Genomic DNA, 23277 nt, shown 5'->3' on the forward strand with positions numbered 1-23277 from the left:
CGTGGATGGCGCCTTATTTTCCGAAACGGTTCCTTCTATTCTCGCCGTTTATTCGATTTTTGGGTGGTGAGGGTTAATGTCCTACTCTTAGATCGCGTTTGGCTTTTTTCATTTACTAGAAGTAGAAGCTACTTATTTCAACTTAGTTAAAACATCTTCTGGAACTTGGTTTTCATCGATCGCCGTGGGACCAGAGGTCACTCGTTTTTGACTTACCTCTGCTTTGACATAACTATTTGGTTCAAATGGCGTTGGATTTTCTGAGGAAATCGTGTAACCTAACTGGATCGTTTTGCCATCTTTAGTCACAAATGTAAAGTCATAGTCATACGACTTCAACCCCCGAACTTTTTCACCGCTGTCATCCAGTGTATCAGTCAATGGTGGCACTGCTTCTGGTACTTTTGCATAAGCTACTTGGCTATTGTAGGTCTGATCGTAATATTCATACCCTTTGTAGCCGCCAAACAATAACAGTAAGAGAGCGATAGCTCCAATCAATTTTTTCATCTTATCCATCCTTTTTTTGTTTATTTGATTACCTACATTATCGCTGATGGATTCTTCGTTTGAAAATCGAAAAAAGTGACAATTTTGAAATATTGTGTAAAAGAACGCAATCTAGGCTCATTTCGTCTTCATTTGACAATCTGGCAAACGCTTGCTATAGTAAAAAGGAAAAATAAATAAAACCTAGATGAACGAGGTATTTTGATGAGTGTAGTAGGTATTTAATCGAGTAAGTTGAATAACCAATAAAGCAGTAGGCTTATTTGGTGTGCTTATAGATGGTACCTGTCTGAAACAATTTCTTGTAATCAAATCAAGGGGAGGACATGTCTTATTTAAGCTGTGTCCTGCCCTTTTATTCTATTTTAGGTCTTTATTTATTTTGGGGACAGGTATCTCTTCAAGAAAAGGAGAGAATATGAATCATACAATCAAACAATTACAATTTGAGGTAATCAGAAAAGAAGTGATCGCTCGAGCAATCGGAGATCACACGAAAGAACGACTAGCAGAAATGTCGATCCCGACAAATCTTCAGACTGTAGAAACAAGACAAACAGAAACAAAAGAAGCCCGTACGATTTTAGAAAGCAGTCAACACGTGCCCTTTATGGGGCTGACACGAATTGTGGCATTAACTGATCAAGTGAAAAAAGGCTTGATCTTAACCCCCGCTGAATTGATTGAATACGCCGATTTTTTAAGAAGTAGTCGGATGATCACTCGCTTCTTTGAAAAAAATCAGTATCAAACACCCTTACTGTATGCTTACAGTAAAAATCTACCGGATCTGCAAGCGGTGGAAGACTTAGTTTACGAACAAATCAAGAACCAACAAGTCGCAGATGAAGCATCGAAAAATCTACGTAAAGTACGCAAACAGATCCAAACGATAGAAAAAGAAATCCAAGATCGTTTGCTAAAGTTTTTGCGACATCCTGGGAATAAAGAAATGATCCAAGAAGCGATGATCGTCCAAAAAGGTGAACACGCAACGATCCCGATCAAAGCGAGTTATAAAAATAAAGTAGCCGGAACGATCATTGAACAATCGAATAAAGGCACGACGGTATTTATCGAACCAACAGCAGTCGCTAAAGCAAGCGCACAACATCAGTTACTAAAAGCAGAAGAAATTGCTGAAGAATATCAAATTCTAGCTAGCTTGACTGGCGCATTAGCTGAAAATGAACAGGCGATCGATCAAATCATCGATACGGTCACCGTTTTAGATATCATTTTCGCGCGGGGGAAATACAGTAGAGAGATCAATGGCATTACACCAATCGTTAATAAATCAGAGCGTATCCATCTGAAACAAGCGAGACATCCGTTGCTGTCGGAAAAAGCTGTTCCCTTAGATTTTGATTTAGGTGCAGAATATCGGGGATTAGTGATCACAGGTGCAAATGCTGGTGGGAAAACAGTTGTTTTGAAAACAGTCGGATTGCTGACGTTGATGGCGATGTTTGGTCTACAAGTACCAGCAAAAAATGGGACAGAACTTGCCGTATTCGACGAAGTCTTTGTCGATGTCGGGGATCAACAAGATTTAGCGAATGCGTTGAGTACTTTTTCGGGGCATATGCAAAATATCGCACAGATTCTGAATAAAGTTGGTAGAAATACGTTAGTTTTACTTGATGAGATCGGTAGTGGGACAGAACCGACTGAAGGTGCAGCTTTAGCAATTGCCATCATGTCTGCGATGTACGAAAAAGGGGCGCTGATGGTGGCGACGACCCATTACGGCGAAATCAAAGAGTTTGCGGAACGACATGAAGATTTCGTACCAGCGGCGATGGCCTTTGACCGAGAAGCTTTACAACCAAAGTATCAATTACAGGTAGGGAAAACAGGGGAAAGCCAAGCATTGTGGATCGCTAAAAAAATGCAAATGTCAGAGGACTTGATCCAGCAAGCCCAGCAGTATCTTTCCACGAAAGACTATTTAGTCGAAAAACGATTATTTAAACAGAAAAAGGAAAAGCAAGAAGCGCCAAAAACGCAGAAAGTCTTATTCTCAAAGGGTGATCGCGTATACGCCACCCAATACAAAAAAGAAGCATTAGTCTTTGAAGATACTGGCGAAGAGACGATCGTAATTTTTGTTGATAACCAAAAAGAAATCGTCCTTAGACAACGTGTTGTTTTGAAAATGAGAGCAGAAGAGCTGTATCCTGTTGGCTATGAGATCGATCATTTGTTTACAGATTTTAAAACGAGAAAATGGGAGCGAGACATTGAACGAGGCTCAAAAAAAGCCCACAAAAAATTATTGAAAGAAACCCGTCAGCGTCAGGCTGCACGAAATGAAAATTATGAAAAAGAACAATAACAGATTCTCAATGATGTACGAAGTATTGGAAAAGATTGCGCTAAAAAACCGACAATTAATTGGTTCCACGTGGAAAGTACGGTAAAATAGATGAAATGACATTTTGGGAGTTGTTAAGTAATGAATGGAGCATCTGATTGGCGAAAAGAAATTCGTACGATTCCGAATCTACTATCGATTATAAGAATTCTTTTATTGCCTTTTTATTTGTATTTTATGAGCAAACAAGCTTTCTATCTGGCTGGATCGATCATCCTCTTTTCAGGAGTCACAGACTTTTTAGATGGCTTCATTGCCCGAAGATTCAATCAAATCACGGAACTTGGAAAAGTTCTTGATCCAATCGGCGATAAGCTGACACAACTGGTGCTGATCATCTCCATGGCATGGGAACGTCCGTATATCTGGCTCGTTTTAGCTTTATTTATTGTGAAAGAAGCATTTATGCTGATTGCTGGGATCGTTGCTTTGCATAAACAGGTCAAATTAGATGGAGCAAAGTGGTATGGCAAATGGGCGACAGCGGTGATTTATGTGGGGATGATCCTGTTATTGCTTTTCCCAACGATTCCTGAAGGATGGGTCATGGTGATATTTGCAATCATTACCTACAGTCTGATTCAGTCCTTTGTTTTATATGCCTTGGAGTATCGTAAACTATTGAAGCGTTAAGCTAAATCACGAGAGGGCGCCTTTTATTGTAACAATCAATGAAACAACGAGAACAGTTGCAATTCAAGTGAAAGAATTTATCAAAAATCAATCGAAGTCGAAACTGGCTGAGATTGATTTTTTTCTATTTCAAGTTAGAAAAAACGACCTTAACGTCAAAAAATAACTGATGCTACATCAGAGCATAGATGTAGCGATGTTTCAAGAGCGAATATTTCAAGGAGTTAGGCAATATGTGGAGTTGAAATTACACAGAGAAGACTATATGATTTTATTATAATCTATTCGAGAAGCAAGTAGTTCGCAAGAAAGGATCTCAAAACAAATGGTCGTAAGTACATAGTTTTACTATAAAGAAAAAATTTAGAAAGGCAGGTGAGTTATGGACTTATCTACTATTCAATCTAGTGAAGAATATTTAAAACATTATAGAGAATTTACGGAAAACTGTTTTTCAAATGAGTATCCGCTATTAGACTCCTTTTATAAAGAACTTCATCACCGTTTTTTAAAAGTTGCGTCACAAAAAGAGGGACAAGTATTTGCACAATTGCGGGAACTTTTAGCAATCGATGCTCAATTACAGATCCTTTATGAAATGGCGGAATATATCGAATCGTTGAAATTGGAAATGAATGAAGAAAAAATCGTTGAAATGATCAAAAGAGATAGCGAATCATTTTATAGAGAACGGATGGGATTAACGAAAAAAGATCCTATTCCTCGTGGATTGATTTATCTGAGTGAAAAATAGCAGATCGTTATTTACTGATATTTATTTACTCAATCAAAGGAATCACCTATTCAACCTAGTATTCCAATACGTCTGATCATTGACCGTTTGTATGTTGCAAAGTTTCTTTCGTTCTATTCTTGTGATAACTATTATGTATTCTGGAATAGATTCGATTTTAGATAGAGAGGTCGGGACAGAAGTGTTCAGCCTCGAGAAATAAGGCGCCATCCACGAAAATTGTTCTTCAAATTTTTGTGGATGGCGCCTTATTTCCGAAGAGGTTACTTCTGTTCCCGCCGTTTATTCGGTTTTAGGTGGTACAAGAGGACTAATGTCACAGACACTCTATTTTTATGGTATAAATTGTTTATTGTTTTTTCGGTCAAGTAAGATATCACCTACTGCTACCGCCAAATAATCATCGGATCTTCTGGCTGAACGATGCTATCCCTCGTAGATAAAAGGAAATCTACTGCGGAGGCACCGATTTTTTTAGGGGAGAAATCAATGGTCGAAAAGTCTAATATCTCGCTATATGGTAGATTTCCTTCACCTATGACAGTGAAATCTTTTTTATGAATGAATCCCGCCTGTTTCATTCCCGAAATCACACCGGCTGCTGTGTCATCGCCATTGACATAGATTACCTCTGGAATAGAGGAGTGAGCTGCTATTTCTGTTGCGAACGCATACCCATCTGCATAGTTTTCGATATCAGTGAAATAGTTTTGTCCTTCGACCGCTTTTCCAAAATACGTTTCATAAGCAGTCAATTTATTTTTTGTAGTCTGGCTTTGTGAGGCGTTGCGTTTAGTAGTAAAGATGATCCTAGAAATACCACGTGTATGCAAGGTAAGAAACAATTGATCATACGCTTTTTTTCGATCTGGATAAATCATGGCAAGGTCGTCATTATCTATTTTTTCAGTTGAGACGATTTTTCCTTTGAAGCGAAGAGATTCGAATCGTTCATCATTTTTTGTTCGTGACGTCAAAATAAGACCATCGATCATCTTTTGCTCTAGTAATGTGTAATAGTGACTCTCTGTTTCCTTTTCATAGTAAGTAGGGAGTAATAATACTTGATACCCTTTGCTTTTTGCCTGATATAAGATACTGTCCACCAATTGGTTATAACAAGAACTGTTGTAAGGCAAGGTAACACCTAAAGTATAGGTTTCTCCTTTACTCAATTTTACAGCATTGCCGTTCACCACATAGTTCGTCTCTTCGATAACGGATTGGACTTTTTTTCGTAAATCATCGGACACGTAACGGTCGTTATTTATCACTCTGGAAACGGTAGATTTGGATACTCCTGACATTTTTGCGATTTCTCGAATCGTGACGATGGGATTTTCCTCCTTTTCTCTTGACTTGGGACGCGTCCCAGTAGGTATACTTTCTTTTGAAAGGTGGTAATGGAATGACAATCAAAATGATCGCTGTAGATATGGATGGTACATTTTTGAATGACCAAAAGAAATACAATGAAGAACGCTTCAAGAAACTCTTTGACTTACTACAGGAAAAGGGAATAAAGTTTGTTGTAGCAAGTGGGAATCAATATTTCCAGTTGCGCTCGTTCTTTCCTGAGCTTTATAAAAGTATAGCATTCGTAGCGGAAAATGGGGCAAATATTTTAATTGGAGAAGAGCATGTGTACAATGCAGAATTGCGTCACGACAAAATCGTTCAGACATTAGATGTATTGGAAAAGCTAGCACCAATGAACTTGATTTTATGTGGGAAACAGAGTGCCTATCTCTCTAATAAAGTTTCTAAGGAGTTATTTGAACGTGCAAGTTTTTACTACCCGAAGCTTGAGAAGGTAGATGACCTATATGCGTTAACTAAGGAGAAAGACACGATTTTCAAGTTTGCATTATCATTCAATGAGCAAGAAGCGGCAGAAAAACTAACTGCCTTAAAGCACTCTTTAGGGGAGGGATTGATACCGGTCTCTAGTGGTCATGGAGATATCGACTTGATCATCCCTGGTGTCCACAAACTAAATGGGTTACGCTTGTTAGGCAAAAAATGGGGGATCAGCGATGACGAGATTGCTACGTTTGGCGATAGCGGGAATGACTTTGAAATGATCCAACAGATCAAGCACAGTTTTGCTATGGAAAACGGGCAACCAAGGATAAAAGAAGCAGCTTCGACCATCATTGGATCAAACAATACAGAAGCTGTACTCGATACGATCCAAGCAATCATAGAAGGAAACTATAAATAACTCAGTAGTTGTGACTCGCATAAATGTTTAACTATAAAAATAAGCACCACAAGTCAAAAAGAACTTCCTATTTTGGCTTGTGGTGCTTATTTATTAAGGTTTGGATTTATTTTTTGATGATCATATTGATTGCTTGTTCCATTTTTTTGGCTTGTTCATCGGCACTATGTTCTGGATGCTCCAAACAATTTTTTAAATTTTCGGCAACGATCATCCCCATCACGCGGTCGATACTCGAGCGAACGGCGCTTAATTGGGTAATGATATCAATGCATTCTTTTTCCTCGTCAATCATTTTTTGGATACCACGGATTTGTCCTTCCGTACGTTTCAAACGATTTAGGATTGTCTTATTGTCAATAGTCATCATAGACCTCCATCTTAGTTTTTTTAAATAATACCCTATGTAGGTATGAATTGCAAATTTAGCTTATTTTAATTCTTTATAAAAATTAAATAGTTGACATCAATGGATTTTTGGTGTTGAATATACCCCGTGAGGTATTTTTAGATAAAAAAGGAGTTTTTGAGAATGATATTATTTCAATTAGGGCAATCAACGACAGTAAAGGAATTACAAGAAAAATTAAACGAAAATATACAATTAATTGATGTTAGATCTCCAGAGGAATACCGGGGAGGGCATATCAAACAAGCGAAAAATGTCCCTTTATATCGTATTAGTAGCTATAATGGGGATAAACAAGTACCTGTGTATGTGATTTGTCAGTCAGGGATCCGTAGTAAACAAGCAACGAAAGAATTGAAGGATCTTGGTTATCAAGCCATCAATGTTCGGGGTGGCATGAATCAATGGCATGGAGAAAAGACTGGAGGAAGATAAAAATGAAATTTGTGATAGTTGGCGGTGTTGCTGGAGGGATGTCTGCGGCTACTCGTTTAAGACGACTGCAAGAAGATGCAGAAATCGTTGTTTTTGAAAAAGGTCCCAATGTTTCTTTTGCTAATTGTGGCCTTCCTTACTATCTTTCTGGTGAAATCGATGAAAGAGAAAAGTTACTGATCCAAACACCTGAAAGTTTAGCTGCACGTTTTCGCTTAGATGTTCGAGTGGAACATGAAGTAACAGCGATTTTTCCAGAAACAAAAGAAGTGGAAGTTTCTCATGGAGGGAAATCCCACAAAGAAACGTATGACGCCCTTTTGCTTTCTCCAGGAGCTAAACCTTTTATACCTGAGATCACAGGCTTGTCTGAAACCAAAAATGTATTTACCGTGCGAAACGTTCCAGATGTTGATGCCATCATGGAAAAATTAGAGGAACAACCTCGTAAAGCAGTGGTTATCGGTGCAGGCTTTATTGGTATTGAAGTAGCAGAGAATCTAAAAAAACGTGGACTGGATGTAACGATTGTCGAACGGACTCCTCAAGTTGTACCGACGTTGGATGAAGAGATGGCTTCTTTTGTACAAAAAGAATTAGAAAGTAATGATGTTCGAGTTTTAACAAATTGTGCCGTGACTAGTTTTGAAGAACAAGGAAACGTGCTTCGTCTAGAAAATGGCGAAATGTTAGAGTCAGATTTGACGATTCTTTCGGTCGGAGTCCAACCAGATAGTCGCTTGGCTGAGATGGCTGGCTTAACGTTAGGGTTACGTGGTGGCATCGTTGTCGATGAACATTATCAAACGAGTGACCCGGCAATCTTTGCAGTAGGAGATGCGATCATCGTGAAACATCAAGTCACGAAGGAACCTGCGTTGATCTCTTTAGCTTCGCCTGCGAATCGACAAGGACGACAAGCTGCTGATAACATGGCTGGGCGGCCACGCCTGAATCAAGGTAGCCTTGGAACGGCGATTGTTCGAGCATTCGGTCAGACAGCTGCCTCCACAGGTATCACTGAACGACAAGCAAAAAAAGCAGGTTTATCTTTTCAAGTCCTCCATGCTTCGGGTAAAGATCATGCTGGCTATTACCCTGGTGCAACGGAATTATTGTTGAAATTGATTTTCCATCCGGAAACTGGGGAAATCTATGGAGCTCAAGGAATCGGTCAAAAAGGGATAGATAAACGAATCGATATTCTTGCGACAGCCATTAAAGGGCATTTGACAGTCTTCGACCTTCCAGAGTTAGAACTGACTTATGCACCACCTTTTGGTTCAGCCAAAGATCCAGTAAATATGCTAGGTTATATAGCGATGAATGTCATCGAAGGATTGAGTGAGATGGTGCAATGGCATGAATTGCCAAAAGAACTAGCACAAGGAAAACAGTTGCTTGACGTTCGGAATAAAGAAGAATGGCAAAAAGGCTATTTCCCAAATGCCAACCATATTCCTTTATCTGAATTACGCCAACGATTGGACGAATTGGATAAAGACCAAGAATACATTGTAAGTTGTCATAGTGGTCTACGTAGCTATTTAGCAGAAAGAATCTTGAAACAAGCGGGATTCACTGTGAAAAATTTAGATGGTGCTTTTTCTCTGTACCAAGCCGTCAGACCAGATGAATTATGCTATCCTCAAGGGTAGGAACTGTTGATGTAATCGGTTGGGATTTTAAAGGAAAGACGGTTAAATAGGAAAATTGTCTCCTCTATTTTTGGGACTTGTTGCTTTGTTTTGAGATTAGTTTTTGTCACTGTTTATTCGTAAAAAGCGAAAGATGACGCATGATAAAGCCCCGACCTTTCAGCGATACAACTAGACAGAATGCGTCAATTGTTTATAGGCGATTCCTTTGTTTTTTTCTATAATGAACAATTAGTGAAAATGAAAGGGGATGGCAGAGATGCACAAAATGAAAAAAGTGCTTTTTGCTGTACTGATCGCCAGCAGTTTCTTTCTTTGTCAGACAGTCCGGGCAGATTCAAGTCAGCCAACATCAGAAACAAATGAGCCACAGATCGAGGAGAGTCAGGAGCCAGTTGCGTCGTCAAATGATCCTTTTAACGAAAACGATCCATCAGATCCGAGTCGTTGGGAGAAGTTGGAGCAGCAACGTAAAGAAGTTGAACAAACGTTAGAACAAACGAAACAACAACTGATCGAAAAGCAAGGAGAAATCGATCAAGCAGTGAACGATTTAGCGAATCAAGCAGCGAGTGATCGCGATGATTTAGCTCAGAAAATAGCTGAAGAGCGAGAAAAAGCCGAAGCAGTGAAACAAAAAATAGCATCTGCAACCCAACGTGCAACCGAAGTGCAAACGGAATTGCAAGATTTAGCAACGTCTACTGTTGCGTCAGTGGATCAAACGCAGGCGAATATTCAAGCAGCTCGTTCGGAGATCCATGAAAAAGCAACAGAAGCTCAAGCGGCAATAGCCGATTTCGAAGCTAGAAAAGCAGATTTGTCTGCTAGTATCCAACGAATCAAGGCGACCTTGCGTTCTGCTGGGAAACAGCCGGTAGAAGCGAAGACAGTTACTGAAACAGAAACAACAGAAGTGGAAAAACAACCCACGAAGACATTACCTAAAACGGACGAACGCCGGTCAATTTATTTGTCAGTGATCGGTAGCTTGTGTTTGCTGGTTGCTTTTGTCGGTGCTGTGTATCAAAAAAGAGTTTGAGAGGGAAATCTCAAACTCTTTTTTGATGTTTTAATATAATGGTTTGTTTATTGGTCTATATTTATTTTTTTAAAAAAATAGTCATATCATTGATTTTCCCGTTCATTTCCGTTGTCTTAATTGGTTTTTTAGATATGTTCAATCAATGCTTCCTATTTTTTCTTGTAAATGGTATACTCGTTTTATTGTTTTTAGATATTTTCTAGAAAATTTACAAAAAATAACGATGACGCTCTTTCTTGAGCGGAGAGAAAATAGGAGTGGAAAGAATGAAAGCATATATGCAACGAATGGGTCGCTCATTGATGTTGCCAGTAGCAGTTTTACCAGCGGCTTCTTTACTGGTTGGTCTTGCGAATTGGCTCGTAGGAGTAGGAATCAGCAATGCGGGGACGACCTTCTTGATGAATGCGGGGCTAGCGATTCTTAACCACCTTGCCTTATTATTTGCGGTGGGTTTAGCTTTAGGGATGTCAAAAGACAAAGACGGATCAGCTGCTTTGGCAGGGTTGGTCGCTTACTTGATCCCACAAACCGTTTTATCTGCTGATTCAGTACAAGGATTATTGCAGTTGGGAGATATCACTGAAGTCAATCCGGCTTTCAATACAATGGATAACAATGTATTTGTGGGAATCGTGGCTGGATTAGTCGCTGCTGCGATGTATAATCGGTTTAGCCAAGTGAAATTACCTATGGCCTTATCATTTTTTAGTGGGAAACGCTTAGTTCCGATCATGTCTGCCTTAGGTATGTTAGTCATTTCTGCGATATTATTATTTATTTGGCCAACTGTTTATGATGTACTTGTTTCTTTTGGAAAGGGGATTTCTCAATTAGGGTTTGTTGGTGCAGGACTATACGGTTTCTTCAATCGTTTATTGATTCCAACAGGCTTACATCATGCATTGAATTCTGTTTTTTGGTTCGATGTGGCAGGCATCAATGATATTGGGAACTTTTTAGCTGGACAACAAGCATTAGATAGTGGAAAAGCAATAATTGGACAAACGGGTATGTATCAAGCTGGGTTTTTCCCAGTGATGATGTTTGGTTTACCGGCTGGTGCTTTTGCTATTTATCAAAGTGCACGTCCAGAAAAGAAAAAACAAGTCGCTTCCTTGATGCTAGCAGCTGGTTTTGCTGCGTTCTTTACAGGTGTGACTGAACCATTAGAATTTTCATTTATGTTTGTAGCGTGGCCGTTGTATGTTATCCATGCCATTTTTACAGGAATTTCATTAGCAATCAGTGCCTTTTTCCATTGGACAGCTGGTTTTGCTTTTAGCGCTGGTTTTGTGGATTACTTTTTGTCCTTACAGAATCCAGTCGCCAATCGACCATTGATGTTGCTCGTTCAAGGAGTATTTTTTGCAGCTATCTATTATTTTGGCTTTCGCTTTGCCATCAACAAGTTCAATTTGATGACACCAGGAAGAGAAACAGAAATTGGCGAAGAGACACCTGATATTGCTACGGGAACTAATGAATTTAGCCAACTAGCTGCGGTGATCTATGACGCACTGGGTGGAAAAGAAAATGTAAAAGCAATCGATAATTGTACGACACGTTTGCGTCTACAAGTAAAGGACACAGCAAAAGTAAATCAAGAAGCGATTAAACAAACTGGCGTCCCAGGGGTAAAAGTAATTGATCAAACAAATATCCAAGTCATTGTAGGTACACAGGTCCAATTTGTAGCAGACGAAATGGCGAAACTCCAACAAGGTAGTAAGGTAGAGCAAGAGACCTCTCAAGCAATTCCTTACCAAGATGTGCCGGTTTCTGCTTCAAAGACAAGTAAGGAAACATTTGAACTCTATGCACCGGCGCTCGGTAAAATCATTCCGATCACTGAAGTCGGCGATCCTGTTTTTGCAGAAAAAATGATGGGTGATGGCTATGCAGTCTTGCCGGAAGCAAAAGAAATATTTGCACCGATCAGTGGAACGATCACTAGTATATTTCCAACGAAACATGCACTGGGGATCGAAACAGACAATGGGCTTGAAGTGTTGGTGCATATGGGAATCAACACCGTTGATTTACAAGGAGAACCCTTCACCCTTTATGTCAAACAAGCACAACGAGTCGAAAGAGGACAATTATTGGCAGTTGTTGACTTAGCGATGTTGGAAAAAGCAGGCAAACAAACAGATATGATCGTTGTGTTTACAAATAGTGAGAAAGTTGAAAGTCTTACCATAGAAAAAAGAGCGATGGTTGAGGCAAATGAGGTGATTGGACAAGTCCAGTCATTGTGAAGCATGTGTGAGTGAAAAAACGAGTGGAGACCCTAGAAATTTGGCGGGTCTTCACTCGTTTATTTGTTTCGTTTTTGTTAAATCAATCGAACAGCCGTCCCGCTACAAGTGACCATTAACATCCCATTATCTGAACCTAAGACTTCATAATCCATCTTCATCCCGATGATCGCATTTGCGCCAAGTGCTTCTGCGCGTTGTGCCATTTCAGCTAGTGCTTCTTCTCTTGCTGTTAATAATTCCCCTTCGTAACTTTTTGAGCGTCCGCCAAAAACGTTACGAATCCCTGCACCCAAATCTTTTAGGACGTTGATCCCTGTGATGACTTCACCAAAAACAATTCCCTCATAAGACTCAATGACTTGATGTTCTACGCTATTTGTTGTTGTAATGATCATTTTGATCACTCCTTTCTTTAAGGAAAGTATAGCAAATTTTTCTTTTTAGTCCTATTTTTATCTTTACGTGAATAAAAAAACTATCGTTCGGTATATCGCATTATTTCCATTACTCATAGGAGTTGATATATACTTAATACAGTACAAGGAAAACCCTTACAAAATAGGGAACTAAACTGAAGGAGGGGAATTCGTTGAAGAAAAGTATCTTATTGCTTTCCCATAGTAAGAAGGTCACGGATGGTATCAAAGAAATGATTGAACAAATGCAACAGACGGATGAGGTAGAAGTATTATCACTTGGCGGAATCGAAGAGGGAGAACTCGGTTCTGATCCGATGAAGATCGTTGATGCCGTCAATCAATCAGCTGATTCATCTGCATATTTTGTTTTTGCTGATCTTGGTAGTGCAGTGATGAATTCAGAGTTGGCAAAAGATTTGTTAGATGAAGCCCAACAAAAAAACTACTACTTGGTGGATGCCCCTTTAGTAGAAGGCGCCTTTGCGGCAGCTATTACAGCAGGAACAACCGACAGTATCGAACAAATCATAGAAGAAGCGCAACAAGCAGGGAAGAAAGGGTGGATGTAAATTGAAAAAAATCATGAATGAACCAGGGAATATCGTAGAAGAAATGCTAGAAGGAATCGTTAAGAGCTACCCAGAGCTAGTGCATCGTGTAGCAGATTCCCGCGTAATTGCGAAAAATCAGTTGAATAAACAAGTTGGGTTGGTTTCTGGAGGTGGGAGTGGCCATGAACCAGCTCACGCAGGGTTTGTCGGAGACGGTATGTTAAGTGCGGCTGTTTTGGGGGATGTTTTTACCTCACCAACACCTGATCAAATCCAAACAGCGATCAAAGAAGCAGATCAAGGACAAGGTGTGTTATTGATCATCAAAAACTATACTGGAGATATATTGAATTTTGAAATGGCAAAAGAGTTAGCTGCTATGGATGAAATTGATGTCGAAGAAGTAGTGGTCGATGATGATATTGCGGTTGAAAATAGTACGTATACAGCAGGAAAACGTGGCGTAGCGGGGACTATTCTTGTTCATAAGATTTTAGGAGATGCTGCCAAAAATGGCGCGAGCTTGACTCAACTGAAGGAACTAGGAGAGCGAGTGGTTGCTGCGACCAAAACAATTGGTGTCGCATTACGGGCTGCGACTGTCCCAGAAGTAGGGAAGCCGGGCTTTGACCTAAATGAAGACGAAATCGAATACGGTGTAGGGATTCATGGCGAACCAGGTTATCGTCGAGAAAAAATGCAACCCTCTAAATTGTTAGCGAAAGAGTTAGTCACGAAAATTTTGAGTGAGTACACTGAAAAACCAAAAGAAGTCGGTGTCTTAGTGAATGGGATGGGTGGCACACCGTTGATGGAACAATTTGTATTCATGAATGATGTGTTGACGTTGTTGAGTGAAGAACAGGTGGATGTTACTTTCCATAAAGTCGGTGATTTGATGACTTCGTTGGATATGCAAGGACTATCATTAACAATGGTTGACTTAACAGAAACCACTTGGAAAGAAGCTTTAACAAGTCACGTAGAAACGATTGCATGGTAAAGGATGATGAAAAAATGATGTTGACGGTAAAAGAGATCCAAGCATGGCTTAATCGCTTTGCTGAAGAGATCAAAGAGAAAAAAGCGTACCTAAGTGATTTAGATACCCCCATTGGCGATGGGGATCATGGGAATAATATGGGAAGAGGCGTGACAGCCTATGAAGCATCTTTTCAACAGGGGACACCTGACACTATCAGTGATACCTTCAAGATGTTCTCTATGGCGATGATTTCCAAAGTAGGTGGCGCTTCGGGTCCTCTTTACGGTTCTGCGTTTATGAACTTGATGAAAGCGACAAAAGGAGTAGAGCAGATCGATTCACAAGAACAATTAGGTGAGATCATCCGTGAAGGAGCGAACGGCATCCAAGCAAGAGGAAAAGCGGAACAAGAAGATAAAACCATGTTAGATGTTTGGTTCCCTGTAGCTGAAGCACTAACGGCAGGGAATCTTACGAAAGAAGTAATTGAGCAGGCAAAAGAACACACAGCAGGATTAGTCGCGAAAAAAGGACGTGCTTCTTATTTAGGTGAACGTTCAGTCGGACATATTGACCCTGGTGCAGCATCTAGTGCCATCTTGTTTACTACGTTATTAGAAATAATCGACGAAATATAAAAAAGTTTGGATAGAAGGATCTAGCCTCGACAAATAAAGCGTCATCCACAGTGTTAACTTATGTGGATGACGCCTTTTTTTGTTCTGTCGTTTATCCCAATTAAGGAAAGATAAGTGGTTACTTGCTAGATATTCCCAATACCCCCGCCCAATTCTGGACGATTGATTTCATCAACAACTGAGACTGTGACTGTTTTTTCGATTCTTGGATCTTCTGTTACGGCGAATGTCACGGCAAAGTTGCCCGTTTTGTTTGCTTCAATCGTTGAATGTTTCACATATACATCTGCCTTTTGACCAAGAAGGGTCACTGCATTTGCACCGGTTGCTTGGATCAGCGAGAGGTCATCAGTTTGACCTAACTGGACAGTTGCATCAAATGCTTGTAAAAAGAATCTGGAAGGAACGTAGTTATCCGAAGTGACTGTGAGATTGACAGTTTTAGTAAATAAACTTGATTCTCCTTTGAGACCGAAAGTAACAGTGTAATTTCCTGGCTCAAACTTGATCGAGGAGTGTTTGATTTCTACAGGCAAAGGGTTTCCTAAAATATCAGTTACCTTGGCATTAGTCATGATGATCAAGGTCTGTTCGTCCAATTGGTCGATCGAGACAGTAGCATCAGATGCGTCAACAAAGTAAAGACTTTCTTGCTCGTTCCCTGCGTCATTAGTAACTGTGACTTGGATTGTCTTACGGACCTTTGGTTCTTCTTTGATCCCTAAAACGATTTGATACGTACCAGGGGTATCATTCACTACATTTGATTTCTTGATCACAACATCTACTGGAGAGCCGCCAGAAGTCAGCGCTTGCGCATTTGTTGCTTGAAGGATAGCTGCTTCATCTGCTTGGCCCACCTGAACCGTTGCATCGTCAGCGGTTAACTGATAGATGCCATAAGTTGGACAGTCTTCCAGTTGATCGACGACAGTGACTGTGATCTCTTTTTCTACTGAAGACAGGATGGTCGTGCCGATCGTTGCTTGATAGATGCCTGGAGTGTCTTGTACATTGGATGACTTGATGACCGGAGAGACTCCTACGCCGATTGAATTTGTGATGCGGGCATGAGAGGCTGTTAAAATATTCTCGTTAGACGTTTCGCCAACTTCCAATACAACATCTGTCCCACTAATGGCAAAAGCACCAATGAAATCAGTTTCGCCAGCTGTTGGATGTATTTCCTCAGCGCCGACAGGTTGAGAGACATTCAAGCATGATACTGCACATAAAATCGCACTAGCAGATAAAGCAATCTTCAAAAACATTGACTTCATTTTTATTCCTTCTTTCTAAAAATAATTTTAATACCTATAACAATATAACAGCTGTTTGAGTTATTAACGTAACGACAATTATGTAATTTAAGAAAAAATGGCGCGTGTATTAAGAACAACATTTATCAACGAATCGAGCAGTAGACGATCCTATGTTCTAGCAGTGCGAGCTACAAGAGTCCATTTGTTCAGAAAGTTTGCGTCTAGCGCATGATTTGAAAAAAGAAGGATATTTCTTATCAGTGGAAAGACCAAGAAAAAATTTTTTTGTTGACAAAAAAAACAGTGCGTTCTAAGATAAGAGATAGATAAATAAGAATTAGACGATGAATAAAACGAAGTAGTGGATAAAGCCAATGTTTCAGAAAGCTAGTGGTTGCTGTGAACTAGTACATGCTTTAGCGCGAATTACATTTTAGGAGTCTATGGCATGATGCCACGCGACAGCGTTAAATGTTAGAGAGATATGTTTAAAAACAGACATATAACTTGGGTGGTACCGCGAATTTTCGTCCCTTGACTGATCAGTCAAGGGATTTTTTATTTGATCAAAAAATGAGCAGATACTCTGCTTTGAAAAAATACGGAGGGGATTTTATGAATATCATTGATGAATTAACATGGCGCGATGCCATTAACCAACAAACGAACGAGGAAAGACTTCGTGAACTGGTTGAAGAAAAGAGTATTTCCCTTTATTGTGGGGTCGATCCAACAGGAGATTCAATGCATATTGGGCATTTGATCCCGTTTATGATGATGAAAAGATTCCAATTAGCAGGGCATCATCCATACATCTTGATTGGTGGAGGAACTGGAACGATCGGTGACCCAAGTGGACGGACGAGCGAACGTGTTTTACAAACGATGGAACAAGTCCAACATAATGTGGATGCACTATCGAACCAAATGCGTAAACTGTTTGGGAAAGATGCCAACATCACATTCGTGAACAACTATGACTGGTTATCAAATATTTCTTTATTAGAATTTTTAAGAGACTACGGAAAGAACTTCAACATCAATACGATGTTAGCAAAAGATATCGTGGCAAGTCGTTTGGAAGTCGGTATTTCATTCACTGAATTTACTTACCAAATCTTGCAATCGATCGACTTCTTGCACTTGCACAGAACGTACGATGTCCAATTACAGATCGGTGGAGCTGACCAATGGGGAAACATCACTGCTGGTTTAGACCTGATCCGTAAATTGGAAGGTCCGGAAGCGGAAGCCTTTGGGTTGACGATCCCATTGATGCTAAAAGCCGACGGAACAAAATTCGGAAAAACTGCTGGTGGTGCGATCTGGCTAGATCCTGAAAAAACATCACCTTACGAATTCTACCAATTCTGGTTGAATCAAGATGATCGGGATGTTGTAAAATACTTGAAATTCTTCACTTTCTTATCGCAAGAAGAAATCAATGAATTAGCGAAAAAAGTGGAGACAGAACCTGAAAAACGTGAAGCGCAACGTCGTTTAGCAGAAGAAGTGACACGTTTTGTCCACAGCGAAGAAGACTTACAAGAAGCGCAAAAAATCACAGCTGCATTGTTCTCTGGAAATATCAAAGAATTAAATGCTTCAGAAATCGAACAAGGCTTTGGAAACATGCCGAATGTAGAGATTTCAAGTACCCCTGAAAATATCGTGGAACTACTGGTTTCCACAAAAATCGAACCATCAAAACGTCAAGCACGTGAAGATGTGTCGAACGGAGCTATAAGTATTAACGGTGATCGCGTAACCGATTTAAATTTTGTCATTGATCCAGCTACAGAATTTGATGGTAAATTCGTAGTGATCAGAAAAGGGAAAAAACGCTACTTTTTGGCCAAAGTAGTTGATTAGAATTTAGTAATTTTTTACCTTGTAAAAGGTCTATTCCATTACAAAATTCCAATTTTTGAAACTTATCCTAATAGTTACGCCGATTGTCGTTAATACAATCACGAGGAGAGAATTTACATTTGTAAATTCCCTCCTTTTTTTATTTTTTATCAATTGTACCAACAATTCAAACAATTAAAAACATTAAAATGAAATGAGGAAAATAGAAAAAGTGATATTTACAGAAATAAAAAACAGGTGTAATCTAAGCCTCGACAAAATTTAAAAAATTATTTTAGGAGGGTTTCTAAATGGAATCAAATGTAAATGATTTAAATTTGAATGCACTATTCATTGGAGACAAAGCAGAGAATGGCCAAATCTATAAAGCTTTGTTAAATGAATTAGTGGACGAACACTTAGGATGGCGTCAAAATTATATGCCACAAGATATGCCGATCATTACGCCGGAAGAAAAAAGCAGTGAAAGCTTCGCGCACACGATCAATAAAACAAAAGACGTGTTAGCTGAAATCTCTACGCGGATGCGTACACACTCTGTCCCATGGCATAATGCAGGTCGTTATTGGGGTCATATGAACTCTGAAACATTGATGCCATCATTATTAGCCTATAATTTTGCGATGCTCTGGAATGGAAATAACGTCGCATATGAATCTTCTCCAGCAACAAGTCAAATGGAAGAAGAAGTCGGAATGGAATTTGCTACATTGATGGGGTACAAAAATGGCTGGGGCCATATCGTTGCAGATGGCTCATTAGCAAACTTAGAAGGTCTTTGGTATGCGCGCAACATCAAATCATTGCCACTTGCGATGAAAGAAGTGGCACCTGAATTGGTTTCAGGCAAATCAGATTGGGAATTGATGAATCTTTCAACTCGTGAAATCATCGATCTGTTAGATCAAGTGCCAGAAAAAATTGATGAGATCAAAGCACATTCTGCACGCAGTGGGAAACATCTTCAACAATTAGGTAAATGGTTAGTGCCACAAACAAAACACTATTCATGGTTGAAAGCAGCAGACATTATCGGTGTCGGTCTAGATCAAGTCATTCCAGTACCTGTCGACCATAACTATCGCATGGACATCAATGAGCTTGAAACGATCATCCGTGATTTAGTAGCAGAACACACACCAGTTTTAGGTGTCGTTGGTGTCGTTGGTTCTACCGAAGAAGGAGCAATCGATGAAATCGACAAGATCGTAGAATTACGTCGCGACCTAGAAAAAGAAGGAATTTATTTCTACCTACACGTAGATGCTGCTTATGGTGGTTACGGACGTGCGATCTTCCTTGATGAAAACAATCAATTCATCCCATTTGATCAATTAAAAGAAGTACACGCAAAACATCATGTCTTCACAGAAAATAAAGATTATCTTTTAGAAGAAGTACACCGCGCGTATCAAGCAATTGAAGAAGCAGAATCAGTGACGATCGATCCACATAAAATGGGATATGTCCCTTACTCTGCTGGAGGTATCGTGATCAAAGACATTCGTATGCGTGATGTGATCTCTTACTTTGCAACCTATGTATTTGAAAAAGGAGCGGATATCCCAGCGTTGCTTGGTGCCTATATTTTAGAAGGTTCAAAAGCCGGAGCAACTGCTGCAAGTGTTTGGGCAGCGCATCATGTACTACCACTGAATGTGACTGGTTATGGTAAATTGATGGGTGCATCGATTGAAGGCGCACATCGTTTCTTCCACTTCTTGAACAATTTAACCTTCAAAGTAGGAGATAAAGAAATCGAAGTGCATCCATTGACTTATCCAGATTTCAATATGGTTGATTATGTATTCAAAGAAAAAGGAAATGATGATCTGGTAGCAATGAATCAATTGAACCATGATGTGTATGATTATTCTTCTTATGTCAAAGGAAGCATCTATGGCAATGAATTCCTGACATCTCACACAGACTTTGCAATTCCAGATTATGGCAATAGCCCACTTCAATTTGTAAAACAATTAGGATTTACAGAAGAAGAATGGGAACGTGCTGGAAAAGTCACAGTTTTACGTGCCAGTGTCATGACGCCTTATATGAATAAAGCAGAACATTTTGAAGAATATGCAGAAAAAATCAAAGCAGCGCTTCAAAGCAAACTAGAAAAAATCTATGCAGATCAGTTAGTGGCAAACGAAACAAAATAAATGTAAATCTTTTGATGAACGAAGAGAGAGTAAGTAGAATGAGCGCTCATTTCTCGTTCCAAACGAACAAAGGATGAGCCTCCTTTCTCTTATCAAATATTTCACGTTGACGTGCCTTTGAAGCTTGATGATCCAAGCAAAGAATACTCAAAGCACAAGTTGGCCATACGTTTGCTTTTAGTTGCTGTTAATGAAAAGTTTCAAAGACACGCCTATTTATTTATGAATAAGGAGAGTGTCAAAATTGAGTAAAGCTCAAGTAAGTAAAATGGGGCTAGGAACATTCATTGGTTTGACCATGGCGCTATGTGCCACTGTTCGTAGTATCCCAACATTGTCAGCTGTTGGTTGGACATTGATTTTTTACACGATTTTTGCCGTCTTGTTTTTTGCTGGACCCATTTCAATGATTTCAGGTGAGTTATCAACGATGCTGCCACAAGAAGGAGGCCCGCAACTTTGGGTCAAAACAGCACTAGGTAGTAAATGGGGATTTGTCGTTGCGTGGTTACTTTGGGTGCAAATGTTCCCAGGAATGGTCATGGTCGCTTCGACATTAGGCCCATTGTTAGGGAATACGTTTGGGAACGCCGCTCTTGGCAACAATCACTACTTCGTTTTAGGATGTATCTTGGTCATCTACTGGATCATCACCTTGCTCAATTTGAAGTTTGACATGGCGAAAGTTGGCGGGAATATTGGTGTTTGGTTGGGCGTTTATATTCCTGTAGTGATCATGTTTGTTTTGGGGATTTTAGCGTTTTTCAAAGTGGGACTTGTTTCAAATGGTTATTTAGGGGATTTTTCATGGTCGAAAGCATTACCTGATCTACAACATAGTGATTCGTTGAAATATTTGGCAGGGATCACATTTATCTTTGTGGGAATCGAAATGAGCTCAGTGTATATGCCTCGTTTGAAAGATGCAACGAAGAACTATACGAAAGGGGTCTTTATTGCATTGATCGGACTTGTCTTGTTGAATGTCATCAACGCCTTATTTGTCGCAAATGTCGTACCAGAAGGAACGATGGAATTGGCAAACATCACGCAACCAGTATTGATCTATTGTGATATTTTAGGCTTACCAACGATCATCGGTAATATCTTCAGCTTTATGGTCTTTATTGGTGTGTTATTACAATTGTCCGCTTGGGTAACTGGACCTTCTAAAACAATCATCCAAGTAGCGCGTGAAGGATTCTTGCCACCAAAATTTGGCTTCCATAAAGAAAATGAATATGGTGTTTCAAGAAATGTGGTATTGACGCAATCAGTAGTTATTTCCCTCTTTGCGTTACTTTATGGCGTCATGGATGATGTAAGTGCGGTCTTTCTTACATTGACGAATGCAACAACAGTGATTTATTGCATCGTATATCTCTTGATTGCCATATCTTTAGTGAAAATGAGAACTAGCCATCCAGAATTGCCTCGTCCTTATCGAATTGGTAAAAAAGGAAATGGCTTTGCGTGGCTGGTTAGCTGTATGCTGATGTTGGCAATTATCGCCGTGGTTGTTTCAACGTTAGGAACTTCAACATTAGCGGATGCATTGCTTGTTGCGGTCATCGCAATCGTGATGTTCGTTATTCCGCTGATCATCAATCGCGTGAAGAAAGCAACCTGGTTGACTGAAGTTGAAGCAGACTTAAAAGAATAACAGGAAAAATGATCTCTTAGAGAATATAAAACAACACTTATGAAGAACTGTTTTCTTCGTAGGTGTTGTTTTTCTTAAAAAATCAAGAGCAAAAAAAATAGAGCCGTCTCAACTTTTGGCGAAGTAGACGTGCTCTAATGTTCTATTGATGCCATCCGCTTTGAACGGACTACATGGGGCATGTTAATGCATGCCTCTTTAACCACATTTTAAGAGATTTTTAGAAAGAAATAGAAGAGATTTCTTTTTTTGATTATTTCTAGTTAAATACAAATGTGGACTTATCGTTAGTGGATCAGTTGATTACTAGTAAAATAAATAGCAAAGTATCTTGTGTCCGAAGACAAGATGCTTTGCTATTTTTGTTTGATCTGCCTAGGAATGGATGATCTATTTTTCTTTCAATGGAACGACCGTTTCTCGTTTGATCAAACGATGGGGGATCACTAAGCGTACACCATTGCTCACTTCTTCATGGATCAGTTCTTGCAATTTTTGCATCGCGACTCGACCTAACTCAGAGATATCGATGTCGATACTTGTTAAGTAAGGATGCATCAATGTAGAGAAAATCGAGTTATTGAAGCTGATCATCGAAAGAGTTTCCGGGATGATATAGCCATACATTTGGGCGAGTTGCATCGTGCGTAAAGCAAAAATATCATCGATAACAACTAGCGCTGTCGCTTCTGTCTTTTTTAAGATCGTGTCAAAATCCAAGTAATCTTCAGCTTGTTCCAAGGTCACACTTGGTTGGGCGTTCAGCCCTGCTAACATCATCGCTTTTTGATAACCGAAATAGCGTTCGAAGTATAAACTTTCGTGTGTGGTATTGGTCACGAAAAGAATATTTTTATGGCCGTTATCGATCAAAAATTCGGTGGCTTGCTTTCCTAACAGTTGATTGTCGTTATCAATGTAGATGATTTCGTTCTCATGATGGTACGGTTGTCCGATCAGTGTGAAGGGAATCTGTTGTTCATAAAGATAATCAATGACTGGATCGTCACTGTCGGAGTAGACTAGGATAAAGCCATCGACTTGTTTTTGCAAATGCATCCGCTGAACGTTCTCTAATAAGACGTCGAAGCTTTTCGCAGTAGCAACAGCTGTTGTTACACCATGATGTCGTGCTTCTTCATTGATTGCTTCCATGATTTCTAAATAAAACGGGTTGCCAAGACGCTCTTTTGAATCGAGTGGTGGAAGAATGACACCTACAGCGCTTGATACGCGTTTACCAAGATTTCTCGCCGTGATATTAGGGACATATCCTAGTTCATCCATGATTTTTCGTACTTTCTTTTTCGTTGTTTCGGAAATACTTGGATGGTCATTGATCACGCGAGAAACAGTAGATGTCGCTACGCCTGCTTTTTTTGCAACATCTTTCACTGTGATTGCCATAAGTTA

20 protein-coding genes and 1 other annotated feature are annotated in these 23277 nt (G+C 39.7%); of the genes, 14 read left to right on the plus strand and 6 right to left on the minus strand.

Features of this window, described 5'->3' with window-relative positions; translation table 11 throughout:
• Positions 1-132: 132 nt before the first annotated feature.
• Complete coding sequence (locus CUS89_RS15385) at positions 133-510, minus strand: DUF1093 domain-containing protein (protein ID WP_104872744.1); 378 nt, start codon at positions 508-510, stop codon at positions 133-135.
• 418 nt (positions 511-928) lie between these two features.
• Between CUS89_RS15385 and CUS89_RS15390 the strand changes: the two genes are divergently transcribed.
• From CUS89_RS15390 to CUS89_RS15400, 3 genes are all read left to right on the plus strand, one after another.
• The gene (locus CUS89_RS15390; RefSeq protein WP_104872745.1) at positions 929-2848 is read left to right on the plus strand and encodes an endonuclease MutS2; all 1920 of its coding nucleotides are present in this window, start codon (positions 929-931) and stop codon (positions 2846-2848) included.
• A 120-nt stretch (positions 2849-2968) separates the two neighbouring features.
• Positions 2969-3520, plus strand: coding sequence for a CDP-alcohol phosphatidyltransferase family protein (locus tag CUS89_RS15395; protein ID WP_104872746.1), 552 nt, complete (start codon positions 2969-2971; stop codon positions 3518-3520).
• A gap of 382 nt (positions 3521-3902) precedes the next feature.
• Positions 3903-4274, plus strand: a complete 372-nt coding sequence (locus tag CUS89_RS15400) for a DUF7006 family protein (protein WP_104872747.1) — start codon at positions 3903-3905, stop codon at positions 4272-4274.
• Positions 4275-4660: 386 nt separating this feature from the next.
• On the opposite strand, the gene CUS89_RS15405 is transcribed toward CUS89_RS15400, so the two are convergent.
• On the minus strand, positions 4661-5608 hold the full coding sequence (locus CUS89_RS15405) for a LacI family DNA-binding transcriptional regulator (protein ID WP_104872767.1): 948 nt from the start codon (positions 5606-5608) through the stop codon (positions 4661-4663).
• A gap of 74 nt (positions 5609-5682) precedes the next feature.
• Between CUS89_RS15405 and CUS89_RS15410 the strand changes: the two genes are divergently transcribed.
• On the plus strand, positions 5683-6498 hold the full coding sequence (locus tag CUS89_RS15410) for a Cof-type HAD-IIB family hydrolase (RefSeq protein ID WP_104872748.1): 816 nt from the start codon (positions 5683-5685) through the stop codon (positions 6496-6498).
• Positions 6499-6604: 106 nt separating this feature from the next.
• Here CUS89_RS15410 and CUS89_RS15415 read toward each other — a convergent pair whose 3' ends face one another.
• Complete coding sequence (locus tag CUS89_RS15415) at positions 6605-6865, minus strand: metal-sensitive transcriptional regulator (protein ID WP_104872749.1); 261 nt, start codon at positions 6863-6865, stop codon at positions 6605-6607.
• A gap of 165 nt (positions 6866-7030) precedes the next feature.
• Here CUS89_RS15415 and CUS89_RS15420 point away from each other — a divergent pair, with 165 nt between their 5' ends.
• From CUS89_RS15420 to nagE, 4 genes are all read left to right on the plus strand, one after another.
• A complete protein-coding gene (locus CUS89_RS15420; RefSeq protein ID WP_104872750.1) occupies positions 7031-7342 on the plus strand; it encodes a rhodanese-like domain-containing protein in 312 nt (103 codons plus the stop codon).
• Positions 7343-7344: 2 nt separating this feature from the next.
• Positions 7345-9000, plus strand: a complete 1656-nt coding sequence (locus tag CUS89_RS15425; RefSeq protein ID WP_104872751.1) for an FAD-dependent oxidoreductase — start codon at positions 7345-7347, stop codon at positions 8998-9000.
• 259 nt (positions 9001-9259) lie between these two features.
• Entirely contained in the window at positions 9260-10042 is a 783-nt protein-coding gene (locus CUS89_RS15430; protein WP_104872752.1) for a hypothetical protein, read from the plus strand.
• 269 nt (positions 10043-10311) lie between these two features.
• Positions 10312-12306, plus strand: a complete 1995-nt coding sequence (gene nagE, locus CUS89_RS15435) for an N-acetylglucosamine-specific PTS transporter subunit IIBC (protein ID WP_104872753.1) — start codon at positions 10312-10314, stop codon at positions 12304-12306.
• Between the two features lie 77 nt (positions 12307-12383).
• Here the strand turns inward: nagE and CUS89_RS15440 are convergent, their stop codons facing one another.
• Complete coding sequence (locus CUS89_RS15440) at positions 12384-12704, minus strand: heavy metal-binding domain-containing protein (RefSeq protein WP_019722737.1); 321 nt, start codon at positions 12702-12704, stop codon at positions 12384-12386.
• Between the two features lie 194 nt (positions 12705-12898).
• Here CUS89_RS15440 and dhaM point away from each other — a divergent pair, with 194 nt between their 5' ends.
• From dhaM to dhaL, 3 genes are read left to right on the plus strand one after another with little or no spacing between them, the layout of a single operon-like run.
• The gene (dhaM, locus tag CUS89_RS15445; protein ID WP_104872754.1) at positions 12899-13297 is read left to right on the plus strand and encodes a dihydroxyacetone kinase phosphoryl donor subunit DhaM; all 399 of its coding nucleotides are present in this window, start codon (positions 12899-12901) and stop codon (positions 13295-13297) included.
• A 1-nt stretch (position 13298) separates the two neighbouring features.
• Entirely contained in the window at positions 13299-14282 is a 984-nt protein-coding gene (gene dhaK, locus CUS89_RS15450; RefSeq protein ID WP_104872755.1) for a dihydroxyacetone kinase subunit DhaK, read from the plus strand.
• A gap of 14 nt (positions 14283-14296) precedes the next feature.
• Positions 14297-14902, plus strand: coding sequence for a dihydroxyacetone kinase subunit DhaL (gene dhaL, locus CUS89_RS15455; RefSeq protein WP_104872756.1), 606 nt, complete (start codon positions 14297-14299; stop codon positions 14900-14902).
• A 125-nt stretch (positions 14903-15027) separates the two neighbouring features.
• On the opposite strand, the gene CUS89_RS15460 is transcribed toward dhaL, so the two are convergent.
• Positions 15028-16182 carry a hypothetical protein gene (locus CUS89_RS15460; protein WP_104872757.1) on the minus strand — a complete coding sequence of 385 codons (1155 nt, stop codon included), beginning with the start codon at positions 16180-16182 and terminating at the stop codon, positions 15028-15030.
• 317 nt (positions 16183-16499) lie between these two features.
• Positions 16500-16702: a binding site (T-box leader), on the plus strand.
• Positions 16703-16779: 77 nt separating this feature from the next.
• On the opposite strand from CUS89_RS15460, the gene tyrS reads away from it, so the two are divergent.
• The 3 genes from tyrS to tyrP all read left to right on the plus strand — a co-directional run bounded on the left by tyrS (position 16780) and on the right by tyrP (position 21864).
• A complete protein-coding gene (tyrS, locus tag CUS89_RS15465; RefSeq protein WP_010736393.1) occupies positions 16780-18036 on the plus strand; it encodes a tyrosine--tRNA ligase in 1257 nt (418 codons plus the stop codon).
• 290 nt (positions 18037-18326) lie between these two features.
• Positions 18327-20201, plus strand: coding sequence for a tyrosine decarboxylase (gene tdc / locus CUS89_RS15470; RefSeq protein ID WP_104872758.1), 1875 nt, complete (start codon positions 18327-18329; stop codon positions 20199-20201).
• A 244-nt stretch (positions 20202-20445) separates the two neighbouring features.
• Complete coding sequence (tyrP, locus tag CUS89_RS15475) at positions 20446-21864, plus strand: tyrosine-tyramine antiporter (RefSeq protein WP_019722733.1); 1419 nt, start codon at positions 20446-20448, stop codon at positions 21862-21864.
• Between the two features lie 390 nt (positions 21865-22254).
• On the opposite strand, the gene CUS89_RS15480 is transcribed toward tyrP, so the two are convergent.
• Entirely contained in the window at positions 22255-23271 is a 1017-nt protein-coding gene (locus CUS89_RS15480) for a LacI family DNA-binding transcriptional regulator (RefSeq protein WP_104872759.1), read from the minus strand.
• Positions 23272-23277: the final 6 nt, after the last annotated feature.

The sequence above is a fragment of the Enterococcus mundtii genome, from assembly GCF_002947535.1.
Lineage (GTDB): Bacteria > Bacillota > Bacilli > Lactobacillales > Enterococcaceae > Enterococcus_B > Enterococcus_B mundtii_B.